This is a genomic window from Acinetobacter pragensis (assembly GCF_001605895.1).
GTDB classification, from domain to species: domain Bacteria; phylum Pseudomonadota; class Gammaproteobacteria; order Pseudomonadales; family Moraxellaceae; genus Acinetobacter; species Acinetobacter pragensis.
Map to the genome: position 1 here is coordinate 1 of NZ_LUAW01000026.1, position 13544 is coordinate 13544.

Below are 13544 nucleotides of genomic sequence, written 5' to 3' on the forward strand. Positions count from 1 at the left end.
GGCATCGATATCATCAGGATGCAGCCAGCTGGGCGCCTGCAAATGGCGCGGGGCAGGATATTGCGAATTGGTGGCTGGCCGTTTTCAAAACCGTATGAACCGCCGCCTTGCTTACCCCAAGAACCGGCGCTCATCGCACGGATGTTGTCAGCCGCCTGAGCTTCTTTACGGTGCTGAGTCGTTGCGGCATAGTTCCAGTGCACAGCAGATACATGATAGCCATCCGCGCCATTTTCAGCTGTCAGCTTCCAGTTGCCTTCGTAGGTATAAGAAGATGATCCGCGCAGAACTTCAAGGCCATGATCTGACTGATCGACAATCATATCGATAAWKWKKSWYRWKKCRYCSWAGAAAGACCTTTGATTGTCAGCGGATAGGCCTGAGTTTGGTTTAAAGGCTGATCCAAGTTGCTTTAATGTAAGGGAATAGAGTTTATTCCCTTATTCATTTCATTTTAAGAAAAAATGCTTCACCCAGTAATCAAAACTTAGATAGCGCGCCCCCCCGACCGAACAGACTAATTTGCAAATTCATTTATTGGCATGCCGTTCATGTCGTCGTTATGGAAAGCAAGTCAAAACACTCAGCCAGCTTGCCACAGAGTTTAAAAATTTTGATGAGGGTAAGTAGGTAGCATCTGCTGTTTACAAACACAAAGCCCTCAGGTCAAGTTGATGAGAGTAATGTAAAATAACTATTAATTCGAGTTTGAGACTTTGTACGTGAATGATGATGTTGGTTTTATAAAATCTATATGTTTTTAAAGAAAAATATTTTATATCGGTTTCTTTATTTGTGATTATTCTGTACATTTATTAGTCAAATTTGTGTTGTGAAGAGGTCGGCATGTATAATTTTTCTGTAAGTGATCTAGACCAAATAATTGAAAATACACTGAAAGAAAATAAAAAGATCAGTAAAATGTTGATGGGATATAAGCTATTTCATGAGTTAATGAATGATCCTAAGTTTCATGCAGAAGTGACCAATTCAGTGTTAAGTGTGACGAAAAGAAAATATAAGCGTTTAAAAATCAAAATAACGACGGATGAATACCAGCTTCACTTTGAGTAAAATCATGTACTTGAATAAATACTCTTGAAGTCAAAGTGCAATATTAAAATTAAGAGCACCCACTTTTCTACTGTGAAAAAATTCGATAAAATAATAATCCATTATTTTTTTGTGCTCTATATGCGCCCCCGAATACGTAAGTTCTTACATTCCTTTTATTCACCACCAAATTCAAAAGTTCTCGAAATGAAATATAACTTAAGTGGTTATAGTGATTTGGACTTACTCAAAAAAATTCAAAAATCTAGCTGCCAAAATCTTAGAGCAGCCATTTGCAGCATCCTTTATGAGCGTGGTTATACCTCTGCTGAAATCACGTTATTAATCAACGAATAGTGTTAATGTAAAAGCCTCCATAAATCTATGGGGGCTTTTTTACTTTAATTACATGATAGTGATTATGACTATCTTAGTATGATTGCTTTCTAGCTTCGTGACTTCAAAGTGTGCACTTTGATCATCTGAAGTTGAAATATTTTTTATTTGCGGAGACTATCTTAACATTGGAATAATTAGACCATGTCAAAAGTTGGCTGGTTTCCCATCATTAGTCTATTGTGCTACCCTAAGTGTTCTAAAAACCTAAACAGTCTTTTCCTATATGACACTTACGCCACCTTAAGTTTATTTACCCCTTTAATCAGTAAATAACTCATCACTGTCTAGTGATGTGGTGTAGTCGCTTGTGTGTTGTATATATCACATCACTAGCCTATCTAAAAAATTAAAAAACAGGCTATGTTTATGTTATCTAATGTACGAAAACAATGGTTCTCTAACATCCGTGGGGATGTACTTGCAGGACTTGTCGTCGGTCTTGCACTTATCCCTGAAGCTATCGCTTTTTCAATTATTGCTGGTGTAGATCCTAAAGTAGGTCTATACGCATCCTTTTGTATTGCTGTCGTGATTTCTTTTGTTGGTGGCCGTCCAGCTATGATCTCAGCAGCTACTGGAGCGATGGCACTGCTCATGGTCACCTTGGTCAAGGAGCATGGGCTAGAATATCTACTTGCTGCAACAATTTTGACTGGTGTTATTCAGATACTGGCAGGTTATTTAAAGCTCGCTAAATTAATGCGATTCGTATCAAAATCTGTCGTTATTGGCTTTGTAAATGCTTTAGCCATCTTAATTTTTATGGCACAGCTACCTGAACTGATGAATGTAACTTGGTATGTATATGCATTGGTTGCTTTGGGTCTAGCGATTATTTATCTATTTCCTTTAATACCAAAATTAGGAAAGCTATTACCTTCTCCGCTTGTCTGCATCATTGTGATTACCTTATTAGCAATAGCCCTAGGAATTGATGTACGGACTGTTGGAGATATGGGAGCATTACCTGACACCCTTCCTATGTTCTTGATCCCGAATATCCCTCTAAATCTTGAGACATTGATGATCATTTTGCCGTATTCAGTTGCACTGGCAGCCGTAGGTTTACTTGAGTCTATGATGACAGCAACTATTGTCGATGAAATGACAGATACACCAAGTGATAAGCATCAGGAATGTAAAGGACAAGGTATTGCAAATATTGCCTCTGGCTTCATGGGTGGTATGGCAGGTTGTGCCATGATCGGTCAATCTATGATTAACGTGAAGTCAGGTGGTCTGACACGCTTATCAACCTTCTCTGCGGGTATTTTTCTTCTCATTTTAGTTGTGTTTATCAGTGATTGGCTCAAAGTAATTCCAATGGCTGCCTTGGTTGCTGTGATGATCATGGTTTCAATCAGTACTTTTGAATGGAGTTCTGTCACCCAATTGAAGGACAATCCAAAAAGCAGCAATGTCGTGATGATTGCAACAGTTATTGTAGTAGTAGCTACACATAACTTAGCGTTAGGAGTATTAACAGGTGTAATGCTTTCAGCTTTATTCTTGGCCAATAAACTAGAAAATGATATTCAGGTCAGTGCTTCTTTTGAGGGGACCGCTCGTCTATATGATTTGAGAGGTCAGATCTTCTTTAGTTCTTCTGAAAAATTTATGCGGGGTTTTGACTTTAAAGAAGATGTGAAAGACGTAATTATTGATTTAGCTCACTCTCATATTTGGGATGTAACATCAGTCGCTATGCTTGATTCCGTGGTCAACAAGTTCCAAAAGAATGGTGCGAATGTCACAGTACGTGGTCTAAATGAAGCCAGTTCAATTATGATTGATAAGTATGGAGTCCATTCGAGGATTTAATTTCAGGCAAATACTAAATTCATTTTATGACCAATGACACTTTGAGAAATCACAGTGTCATTTTTTATAATTAATTTTATTTAATATGAAAATATGGAATTGCATATATATGTTTATTCATATATAAATATATGTAAAGATTCGATTGAGTTTGAGCAAATGACTGCTACTCCAAAAGTGAAGATCTATCACAATCCTGAATGTGGTACATCACGTAATACATTGGCATTAATTCGTAATGCCAATATTGAACCTGAAGTGATTGAGTACCTTGTAACACCTCCATCTAAAAATGAACTGATTCAAATGATCGCGGATGCAGGTTTAACGGTGCGAGAGGCGATTCGTAAGAATGTTGATCCATATATAGATTTAGGAATTGACAATGAAGACTGGACCGAAGACCAATTATTGTGCTTTATGCTTCAGTATCCAATTTTAATTAACCGTCCATTCGTGGTGACTGAACGAGGAACTCGTTTAAGTCGTCCTTCTGAAATTGTGCTGGAGATTTTGCCTTTACCGCAAAAGGGTGCTTTCACTAAAGAAGACGGTGAGCAAGTGATTGATGCGAATGGGCAGAGATTGAAATAAAAATTTCATGGATATATGTGAATATTGATATATCCATATGTTTGAGTGAGTAAAAATATGGATCAAATCAATTTCTTTAAATGTTTGGCTGATGAAACGCGATTCAACATTGTTATGTTGGTTCTTGGGAATAATGAACAGTGTGTTTGTGATTTGACTGAAAAATTACAGCTGAGCCAACCCAAGATTTCACGGCATTTAGCCTTACTGCGTTCTTCGGGTCTCTTACAAGATCGACGTCAAGGGCAATGGGTTTATTACAGTCTCAATCCCAATTTACCCACTTGGTGCGTAGACGTACTTAACACCCTTAACAATACCGATATACAGCCAAAAGTTGCACCATCCTTTCAGCAAATCAATAGTTATTGCGAGTAGTAAAAATATGAAATTTCTTTTTTTATGTACTGGAAATAGTTGCCGTAGCATCCTGTCAGAAGTGCTGTTTAATAGTCGTGCGCCTGAAGGGTGGAAAGCTTACAGTGCAGGTAGCAAACCATCTGGACAGGTGCATCTATTGACCATTGAAACTCTGGAAAACTTAGGTCTTTCAACTGAAGGTTTGTGGAGTAAAACGATTGATGACTGCGAACAATACCAACCTGACGTTGTGATTACCGTCTGTGATTCGGCAGCTCAAGAAGCATGCCCGCTGTATTTAGGTGGTGCAATTAAAGCACATTGGGGTTTGGTCGATCCTTCACATTTGGATTTACCGAAAGAAGAAAAGCTCAAAGCATTCCAAGTCACTGTTGATCATATCAACCGTCGCTTAGACGCTTTATTGGCACTCGATACAGCGCATATGTCTCGCCCAGATTTGATTGCCGCAATCAATCAAATTTCGCATATTGAATGAGAACATCATGGCTCAACAAAGATTATCCTTTTTAGATCGTAACCTGACGCTATGGATTTTTATTGCTATGGCGTTGGGAATTGCGATAGGCGTGTTCTTTCCGCAAGCTTCTGTCGCTTTGGACAAAATGAGTGTGGATTCAGTCAATATCCCGATTGCGATAGGTTTGATTTTGATGATGTATCCGCCACTGGCAAAAGTGGACTATGCGACGTTGCCGCAAGTATTTAAGGATAAGAAAACACTAACTTTATCCTTAGTACAAAACTGGCTGATCGCTCCCGTGCTCATGTTTGCATTGGCAATCATATTTTTGCAGAGTTATCCCGAATACATGACAGGCGTAATCCTTATTGGTTTAGCACGATGTATTGCGATGGTTTTAGTCTGGAATGGTTTGGCTTGTGGTGATAATCAATATGTCGCAGCATTGGTCGCTTTTAACAGTATCTTTCAGATTTTGTTTTTTAGTACTTATGCTTGGTTATTCTTGACCTTCTTACCGCCTTATTTTGGCGTTGCAGGGCAAGTGATCAATGTTGATTTTTGGACCATTACCCATGCTGTTTTGGTTTATCTCGGTATTCCGTTTTTATTAGGTTTCTTAACGCGCTTAATTTTGGTGAAACAAAAAGGCGTGGAGTGGTATCAAACCAAGTTTATTCCGAAAATCAGTCCTCTAAGTTTGATTGCTTTGCTGTTCACGATTTTGGCTATGTTTAGCCTAAAAGGTGGTGATGTTGTAAGCCTGCCAATGGATGTTTTACGAATTGCGATTCCTTTAACAATTTACTTTGTATTGATGTTCTTTATTAGCTTCTTTATGAGCAAATGGATGGGCAATGATTATCCAAAGACAGCAGCAATCTCTTTTACTGCGGCTGGAAACAACTTTGAATTAGCACTTGCCGTTGCAATCGCCACATTCGGTTTAGCTTCGCCAGTCGCTTTTACAACGGTGATCGGACCATTGGTTGAAGTGCCTGTGCTGATTGCTTTGGTGAGCGTGTCATTGTGGTTAAGAAAGAAATACTTTAAAGAGGCCTAACGCTATGAATCTCCCAAATGTAGATATGAATCTTCTCGATCAACCTACTTTAGAAAAAGTACAGGCTAAAGAGGTGAATCATCCACCGCGTATTTTGCTGCTGTATGGCTCAAACCGTGAGCGTTCATATAGCCGAATTGGCGGTGATGGAAGCAGGACGTATTTTGGAGCAGTTTGGTGCTGAAGTAAAAATCTTCCATCCTAAAGGGCTGCCTTTACCTGAAGATGCGGACACTGAACATCCAAAGGTTAAAGAGTTGCATGATTTACTCGCTTGGGCAGAAGGGATGGTGTGGTGCTCGCCTGAGCGTCATGGCTCCATGAGTTCAATTTTCAAATCGCAAATTGACTGGATACCTCTGGCAGGTGGTGCAATTCGTGCAACCCAAGGCAAGACTTTGGCGCTCATGCAAGTCAGTGGCGGTTCGCAGTCTTTTAATAGCGTCAATCAAATGCGTATTTTAGGCCGTTGGATGCGCATGATCACCATCCCAAACCAATCGTCTATTCCCAAAGCTTTTTTAGAGTTTGAAGAAGACGGCAGGATGAAACCTTCAGCCTTTTATGATCGAATTGTCGATGTCATGGAGGAGCTGTATAAATTCACGCTATTGACGCGTGGGCAAAGTCAGTACCTCACAGACCGTTATTCAGAGCGAAAAGAGTCGGCAGAAGAATTATCCAAGCGTGTCAATCAACGTAGTTTATAAACTCTAGGTGATCAGAAATGCAAAAGAGACATTCTAAATTATTGATTTTAGGTTCAGGGCCTGCGGGTTATAGTGCTGCTGTGTATGCAGCACGTGCAAACTTAAAACCTACATTGATAGCGGGTATACAACTTGGTGGTCAATTAACAACGACCACTGAGGTAGATAACTGGCCGGGCGACCCAGAAGGTTTAACTGGTCCTGCACTTATGGAAAGAATGCAAGCCCATGCTGAACGCTTTGGTACAGAGATTGTGTATGACCACATCAATGAAGTCGATTTAAGTGTCCGTCCATTTGTGCTTAAAGGCGACATGGAAGAATTCACTTGTGATGCACTGATTATTGCTACAGGTGCGACAGCACAATACTTGGGTCTTGAATCTGAAGCTAAATTCATGGGTCAAGGTGTCAGTGCATGTGCAACTTGTGATGGTTTCTTCTATAAGCACCAAAAAGTCATGGTCGTGGGTGGTGGTAACACAGCAGTTGAAGAAGCCCTTTATCTTGCAAATATCGCTGAACATGTCACCTTAGTTCACCGTAGAGACAGTTTACGTTCAGAGAAAATTCTACAAGATCATCTTTTTGCCAAAGAAAAAGAAGGCAAAATTAGTATTCTTTGGAACAATCAAGTTGATGAAGTCTTAGGTGATAATACTGGTGTTACTTCAGTCCGCTTGAAGTCAACTTTGGACGAAAGCATACAAGACGTTGAAGTTCAGGGCTTATTTGTTGCTATTGGTCACAAACCGAATACAGGTATGTTTGACGGCCAACTCAACCTACGTGATGGCTACATTCAAGTACAAAGTGGTACTTCAGGCAATGCAACAGCAACTTCTGTGGCAGGGGTATTTGCTGCGGGTGACGTTGCTGACAGCATTTATCGCCAAGCAATTACTTCGGCAGGCTCAGGCTGTATGGCAGCTTTGGATGCTGAAAAGTATCTTGATCAATTGAGCAATTGAAAGGCTCATTTAAACGCTTGAAAATTGTATGAAATACGCCCAGTCTGTTGAGCAGACTGGGCGTTATTTTGATTATGACAATAAAGAATAGGAGAGAAGCTTTGACTCAATTACAAGCAGAAGTCGATGTAGTCATTATTGGTGGTGGTCAGGCAGCCCTTGCCACAGCTTATTTCCTCAAACGTAAGAAAATTCCATTTATTATTTTAGATGACCAAGTTCAGGCGGGCGGTGCATGGTCACATGCTTGGGAATCTCTTCGTCTTTTTTCTCCAAATACTTGGAGTTCGTTGTCAGGTTGGATGATGCCAACAACTGAACAAACCTACCCGACGCGAGATGAAGTGATTGACTACTTGTCTGCATATGAGCAACGCTATCAATTTCCGATTATTCGCCCCGTACATGTCGATCATATTGAACAAAAAGATGGCTACTCAGATATGTATGCTGGCGATCAATATTGGCGAGCTAAAGCGGTGGTCAGTGCGACAGGGACATGGAGTCAGCCTTATATTCCGTATTATGAAGGACATGAACGATTTGAAGGAATACAAACGCATTCAGCACATTATGTAAATCCAGAGCCTTTCATCAATAAAAAAGTGATCGTGGTTGGGGGCGGTAACTCTGGCGCACAAATTCTTGCCGAAGTCTCAAAAGTTGCAGATACCACTTGGGTCACAGCAACACCACCTCAATTTTTATCGGATGATGTTGATGGGCGTGTTTTATTTCTTCGGGCAACTGAACGTTTAAAAGCCCAACAGGAAGGTCGTGTGATTGATCAACCCGTTGGTGGTCTGGGTGATATTGTCATGATAGACAGTGTCAAAGAGGCCCGCGAACGTGGCGTACTACATAGCCGAGAGCCTTTTACCTCATTTGAGGAGCATTCCGTTGTTTGGGCTGATGGTACAAGACAAGCAGTAGATGCTGTGATTTGGTGTACAGGGTTCAAAGCTTCATTGAATCACTTAAGAAGTCTTGATGTGGTAGAGCCTGATCAGACAGTTGCTGTGAATGATGGGCGCTCAGTAAAAATAAATAACCTTTGGTTGGTTGGCTATGGGGAATGGACAGGCATGGCATCCGCAACACTCATTGGGGTTTCTAGAACAGCAAGAGCAACGGTAGATCAAATAGCTGATTACTTGGCTGAATCAAAGTTAAATTAACTTCATATGTTGTTATCTGATTTTACAATTTATAGCTTAAGGGAATAAAAACTATTCCCTTAGATGAATCTATAGAATCAGCTTTTTACCGAGATATTAATACCTAAAAATTATAGGTATAGGTCAATCCGCTGTTGGTGGTGATGGTCACCTCACGCACATTTTCAGCAGCGCAACCGAGATAGACTTGGGCCACTGAGCCGTAGCGCATATTTTGATAATCATAAAAGCCTTTGGTCCTACAATTACCACGATTGATTGATACATTGGTCAGGCTGGTTGGATCATCATTTAGTGACATGATATTGAGTTTATCCACATAGCCTGTCCCGGAATATTGCGAATGATCACGACGGACACGCACTTCAAACTGTTCTTGGATCGGTTGTTCCTGTGACAGTTCAGTCATTTGCTCAGCATCAGCCCCATTTTCTAAAAATGATTTATCAACGACAAAGTCATCCTCGGGTGGATTGAATATCTCAGAATGATCAGAAGCATTATTCGCGGTAGAGTCTGTATTTTGATTTGCTGTTGCTTTGGGTTCTACTGTGGCTTGAGATTCTTTGGCTGGACTACAAGCCGTTAAGCACAGTATTAATACACTGGATAAAAGAATCGGGTGAATCAGTTTCATGGCTGAATTCCTAAAATGCTTTTTTCATCTATGAATAAAGTCGTTGTTGTTTGTTAGTGGTTATTTACATTTGCCTTTATGCACCGATTGCACCAAACGTGGTTCAGTTTTATCTGCATCTAAACGTAGGCAAATGGCTTTCTTGCTTTTGATTGAGCTGGAAATCAGCTCTTCACCCTGAATCGGATTGCTCCCACCTGCGTTATAAACTTGATAGCGTTTGCCTGTGGTGGTTTTAAAACTAAATGCGTCGCCTGATTCACTAAAACCTTCGATTTTTTTAACAATCACAGTTGTTGTGTTGGATTGTGCAAACAGTGAGGTGCAGATCAGACAGAGGCCACAGGCCAAGATTAGTTTTTTCATTTTGTTATGCCTCTGGCTTAGTTCTTAAAAATCGTGACAGGCCAGACTACGGCTTTACCAAGGTTATAGGCATAGCTGTAATGTGCAGTACTGCTGCAATTTTTGAAATACACTGAGCAAATCAGTGCGATCAGCACATAGCCGATAATTAAATAGTTTTTCATGTGTTTCCCCAGATACTTGAATTTATGACTGACATTGCTGAACAGCGTGTGCCATTACCACGTTAAAATCTTCAGGTGGCTGCATGGTTTCTCGAACCGTGACATCAGCCATTTGTTGCATAAATTCAGGTGAGTAATGCGCTTCGACTTTGTCGTAAATACAGCCACAGGTAGATCGGTCTAAACCACCCGCCTGACAGCCAGCTTTAAAATCACGTTTGACTTTGCTGTCACAGGCAGTCAGCAGGGTGCTACTAAAGGCAATGACGATTACCCCAAACCAAGTTTGATATTTCATTTCTGTTCCAAATCATTGTTATCTATTGTTCTAAAGTCATACGGATGGGTTTATTTATGCCAGCCTGCCAGATAAATCAGCAGCCATAGTCCACCAAGCACAAAAACAAAGGGGCCTAGCATCGCCACCATGACGACAATTAAAATGAGCTGTGCGATCAATTTCATAAGGTTTTTCCAGCACAAAGCAGCCCCTGAATTAAAAACTCAGTGGTTGATCAGTGCGTTGAAATGAATCAGTGCACAGGGCAAGACAATAAAGTTGGAATCGGAATGCAATACCGAAATCGGAAAGTGGGTATAAATGAAGCGAGTGCAGGGGAAGCACTCAAATTGAATAGCGTCATAGATGACTCCTGTATGTATAGAAGTTCTACCGAATCACTGTCAATTGATTATGGTGGCAGAACGAAAAGGGGTTGACAGACTGGACATACAGAACCAGCACGCGCGGACGCGTCCCCCTCCCGTTCTACCGCAAAGGGGGACGAGAAGGTTTTACGCATGTAGAGAATACTCAGAAGAATAAACCCTGATGCGCTGTATGAAACGGTCTGTCAAAACCGACTGGCAATGTAGGCCAGCCCTTGCATCATAATCGCTGATAAAAATCAGGTCAATTGATCCCTGTATCCAATCATTAAAATAGATCTAAAAAAGCATCGATTAAAATCACATTCTAAAAAAATACAGATACATATCATTTAAATGAGAAGCATGTGGCTCCTTTAAAACAGCCCTATGTAATAACCTAATTCACGTTTTGCCTGCTTTCCCCCAAAGCAGGCTTTTTTTTATTTCACTCATTTTTTATTACAGGAATTATTCAGATGAGTTTGCCATGTCCTTATTGTCAGTCCCGAGACACGGTATTGCTGGAATCCCCACAACATTTCGTCATTAACAGTAATTCACCTTCAGCGCAAAACAATGTGATGTCACCTTTGGCATTGGCGACGTTGGGTATCAGTGTTTCTAAAACTTTAAACATCCCTCCGATTGCAGGCGCCCTCGTCGGGGTGCTGATCGGTGGTATTTGGATGCTAGTGACTGAGGATGAAGTCCAAAGTAGCTCACATCCTGTCTATACCCGACATTATTACTGCAATGACTGTGACCGCGATTTTAGTCCGAGCCTGCGTAATTAAGCTTTTACACCTTTACAGAAATTTAACTTTTTATAGGAATTAAAATCATGGCACATCAAATTGAACAAATGGCCTATGTCGGTGAAACCCCTTGGCATGGCTTAGGCAACCAGCTCACGCAAAACCAACCGATTGAAGTCTGGGCACAGCAGGCAGGCATGGACTGGCGCATCGAATCTTCAGATGTCAGCTATATGGCTAAAAATGATCGAGGCCAAAGCATCATCATGCCCTATGAAGAACAGCGAGTATTATATCGCTCGGATACCCATGCACCATTGTCTGTGGTCAGTCAGCGTTATCAGGAAGTACAACCGAAACAGATCTTGGAGTTTTATCGTGATTTAACTGAGCAATCAGGCTTTGAACTGGAAACCGCAGGGGTACTCAAAGGCGGCAAGAAATTCTGGGCATTGGCACGAACAGGACAGACTTCTGCTTTAAAAGGCAAGGATGTCAGCAATGGCTACATCCTCTTGGCTACGGCGTGTGATGGCACCTTAGCCACCACCGCACAATTCACTTCAATTCGTGTGGTGTGTAACAACACCTTAGCGATTGCTTTAAAGGGACAAAACTCAAGTGCAGGCGTGGTCAAGGTGCCGCACAGTACCAAGTTTGATGCACAGAAGATTAAACAGCAATTGGGTATTTCAGTCCGTGCATGGGATGAACACGTGTATGAAATGAAACAACTCAGTCAGCGTAAAGTCACACAAACCGAAGCGGCAGCGTATTTTGATGCCGTGTTTAATAATACCAGTCTCAGCCCAATCGAGCAGGATGAAGGCATTATTCAGTTCTACCGCAATGTCGCCACCCAAGCCAATTCAGCTACCAAAGCTGACAACAAGACTGAACCGAATGGCCGTGCCATGTCTAAAGTCATGACCATGTTTAATGGACAGGGTCGTGGGGCAGAACTGAGTTCAGCCAAAGACACAGCTTATGGCTTACTTTGCAGTATCACCGAGTTCGCCGATCATGAACGTCGTGCCATGAGTCAAGATCACCGTCTGGATTCTGCATGGTTTGGTGCTGGAGCAGGTTTAAAACAACGGGGCTTAGAACAAGCTTTACGCATATTGGCCTAATTTCAATTCATTAATTGATTAGCCTAAGCTGACTCATCGCAATACTTAAACGCTCAACCCTACAAATCACCTAACCCTTTTTTATTCAAAGCTGTGTCTACGGACACGGCTTTTTTTTATGCCCAAAATTCAACAATGACAGGAAATCACTATGAACTCAGCTCTAATTCATCCAAATAACGCAACACTGAATATCCACACCAATCGCCCAAAGCTCTTCACCGCAAAACGCTTCGTAGAGACTAAAAATATGACTCAAGCCGAATGGCTAGAAGTACGACGCAAGGGCATTGGCAGCAGTGACTGTGCCGCAGCTTGTGGTCTAAACCCTTATATGTCGATGCTGGAACTATGGATGATCAAGACTGGACGGATCAAGCAATCGATTGAAGATGAAAGTGAAGGTCATGCACCACTGTATTGGGGCAAGCGTTTGGAACCCTTGGTCGCTGAATACTACAGCATGCATACCAACTACAAAGTCCGTCGCGTCAATGCTGTGCTGCAGCATCCTGACTCAGACAAGCATTTCATGTTAGCCAACTTAGATTATTCTGTAGTAGGCGATGCAGATGTACAGATTTTAGAATGCAAAACCGCAGGGGAATATGGGGCCAAACTGTGGCGAGATGGTGTGCCTTTATATGTACTTTGCCAAGTGCAACATCAATTGGCGGTGACAGGCAAGAAAGCCGCACATATCTGTGTATTGCTGTGTGGACATGAAACCCGCATTTTTAAAGTCACGCGTTCTGAGTCAGTGATTCAGCATATCGTCAATGCAGAGCGTTACTTCTGGGAGTGTGTAGAAAAGGATACCCCACCAGAAGCAGATGCCAGTGAGTCGGCAGCCAAAGCTTTACAACTGCTTTATCCAGAACATGTACCACTCAGTACGACAGATTTATCTGAAGATGAGCAAGCAAATCAGCAGTTTGAGCAACTGCTTCAAGCTCGTAACCAGGTTGAAAAGCACCAAGAGCAATTCGACTTACTTAAACATCAGCTACAAGCCAAGATGCAGGAGGCGGAACGTGCCACCTTTAAGGCAGGTTCAGTCACATGGAAAAAGTCGAAGGATTCAATCAGCTTGGATAGCAAGGCTTTACTCAAATCACATCCTGAGTATCTCAATCAATTTCCACAAGCCAAGCAAGGGGCACGGCGCTTTCAAATTTATGCTAATGCTGGGTAAGTCCATTTTT

Annotated in this window: 15 protein-coding genes and 3 pseudogenes; 13 read left to right on the forward strand and 5 right to left on the reverse strand. The window is 41.5% G+C overall.

The genetic code is table 11. The annotated features are described in order from the left end of the window. Nucleotides 1-77: 77 nt before the first annotated feature. A pseudogene (locus AZH43_RS11925) lies at nucleotides 78-332 on the reverse strand (SRPBCC family protein); the annotation flags it as partial. Between the two features lie 178 nt (nucleotides 333-510). On the opposite strand from AZH43_RS11925, the pseudogene AZH43_RS18900 reads away from it, so the two are divergent. From AZH43_RS18900 to AZH43_RS11970, 10 genes and pseudogenes are all read left to right on the forward strand, one after another. Further along, a pseudogene (locus tag AZH43_RS18900) lies at nucleotides 511-630 on the forward strand (zf-HC2 domain-containing protein); the annotation flags it as partial. A 216-nt stretch (nucleotides 631-846) separates the two neighbouring features. After that, nucleotides 847-1074, forward strand: a complete 228-nt coding sequence (locus AZH43_RS11930) for a hypothetical protein (protein WP_067669982.1) — start codon at nucleotides 847-849, stop codon at nucleotides 1072-1074. A 744-nt stretch (nucleotides 1075-1818) separates the two neighbouring features. Next, a complete protein-coding gene (locus AZH43_RS11935) occupies nucleotides 1819-3273 on the forward strand; it encodes a SulP family inorganic anion transporter (RefSeq protein ID WP_067669984.1) in 1455 nt (484 codons plus the stop codon). Between the two features lie 159 nt (nucleotides 3274-3432). Continuing rightward, a complete protein-coding gene (arsC, locus tag AZH43_RS11940) occupies nucleotides 3433-3867 on the forward strand; it encodes an arsenate reductase (glutaredoxin) (RefSeq protein ID WP_004981624.1) in 435 nt (144 codons plus the stop codon). A 57-nt stretch (nucleotides 3868-3924) separates the two neighbouring features. Then, the gene (locus AZH43_RS11945) at nucleotides 3925-4245 is read left to right on the forward strand and encodes a metalloregulator ArsR/SmtB family transcription factor (RefSeq protein WP_004981615.1); all 321 of its coding nucleotides are present in this window, start codon (nucleotides 3925-3927) and stop codon (nucleotides 4243-4245) included. 7 nt (nucleotides 4246-4252) lie between these two features. Continuing rightward, nucleotides 4253-4726, forward strand: a complete 474-nt coding sequence (locus AZH43_RS11950; protein WP_067669985.1) for an arsenate reductase ArsC — start codon at nucleotides 4253-4255, stop codon at nucleotides 4724-4726. 7 nt (nucleotides 4727-4733) lie between these two features. Then, the gene (arsB, locus tag AZH43_RS11955; protein ID WP_067669987.1) at nucleotides 4734-5774 is read left to right on the forward strand and encodes an ACR3 family arsenite efflux transporter; all 1041 of its coding nucleotides are present in this window, start codon (nucleotides 4734-4736) and stop codon (nucleotides 5772-5774) included. A 4-nt stretch (nucleotides 5775-5778) separates the two neighbouring features. Next, a pseudogene (gene arsH / locus AZH43_RS11960) lies at nucleotides 5779-6484 on the forward strand (arsenical resistance protein ArsH). A gap of 17 nt (nucleotides 6485-6501) precedes the next feature. Then, on the forward strand, nucleotides 6502-7455 hold the full coding sequence (gene trxB, locus AZH43_RS11965) for a thioredoxin-disulfide reductase (RefSeq protein WP_067669989.1): 954 nt from the start codon (nucleotides 6502-6504) through the stop codon (nucleotides 7453-7455). A 101-nt stretch (nucleotides 7456-7556) separates the two neighbouring features. After that, nucleotides 7557-8633, forward strand: coding sequence for an ArsO family NAD(P)H-dependent flavin-containing monooxygenase (locus AZH43_RS11970; protein ID WP_067670076.1), 1077 nt, complete (start codon nucleotides 7557-7559; stop codon nucleotides 8631-8633). 103 nt (nucleotides 8634-8736) lie between these two features. Here AZH43_RS11970 and AZH43_RS11975 read toward each other — a convergent pair whose 3' ends face one another. From AZH43_RS11975 to AZH43_RS11985, 4 genes are read right to left on the reverse strand one after another with little or no spacing between them, the layout of a single operon-like run. Continuing rightward, entirely contained in the window at nucleotides 8737-9270 is a 534-nt protein-coding gene (locus AZH43_RS11975) for a hypothetical protein (RefSeq protein ID WP_067669991.1), read from the reverse strand. A 60-nt stretch (nucleotides 9271-9330) separates the two neighbouring features. Beyond that, nucleotides 9331-9636, reverse strand: a complete 306-nt coding sequence (locus tag AZH43_RS11980; protein ID WP_067669993.1) for a hypothetical protein — start codon at nucleotides 9634-9636, stop codon at nucleotides 9331-9333. A 17-nt stretch (nucleotides 9637-9653) separates the two neighbouring features. Continuing rightward, entirely contained in the window at nucleotides 9654-9800 is a 147-nt protein-coding gene (locus tag AZH43_RS18675) for a hypothetical protein (RefSeq protein WP_004984451.1), read from the reverse strand. Between the two features lie 22 nt (nucleotides 9801-9822). Next, nucleotides 9823-10098, reverse strand: coding sequence for a hypothetical protein (locus AZH43_RS11985; protein WP_067669995.1), 276 nt, complete (start codon nucleotides 10096-10098; stop codon nucleotides 9823-9825). A gap of 829 nt (nucleotides 10099-10927) precedes the next feature. On the opposite strand from AZH43_RS11985, the gene AZH43_RS18150 reads away from it, so the two are divergent. The 3 genes from AZH43_RS18150 to AZH43_RS12000 all read left to right on the forward strand — a co-directional run bounded on the left by AZH43_RS18150 (nucleotide 10928) and on the right by AZH43_RS12000 (nucleotide 13534). Beyond that, complete coding sequence (locus AZH43_RS18150) at nucleotides 10928-11245, forward strand: hypothetical protein (protein ID WP_081406814.1); 318 nt, start codon at nucleotides 10928-10930, stop codon at nucleotides 11243-11245. Nucleotides 11246-11292: 47 nt separating this feature from the next. After that, on the forward strand, nucleotides 11293-12339 hold the full coding sequence (locus AZH43_RS11995) for a DUF932 domain-containing protein (RefSeq protein WP_067669999.1): 1047 nt from the start codon (nucleotides 11293-11295) through the stop codon (nucleotides 12337-12339). A gap of 151 nt (nucleotides 12340-12490) precedes the next feature. Further along, on the forward strand, nucleotides 12491-13534 hold the full coding sequence (locus AZH43_RS12000; RefSeq protein ID WP_067670001.1) for a YqaJ viral recombinase family nuclease: 1044 nt from the start codon (nucleotides 12491-12493) through the stop codon (nucleotides 13532-13534). Nucleotides 13535-13544 lie beyond the last annotated feature (10 nt).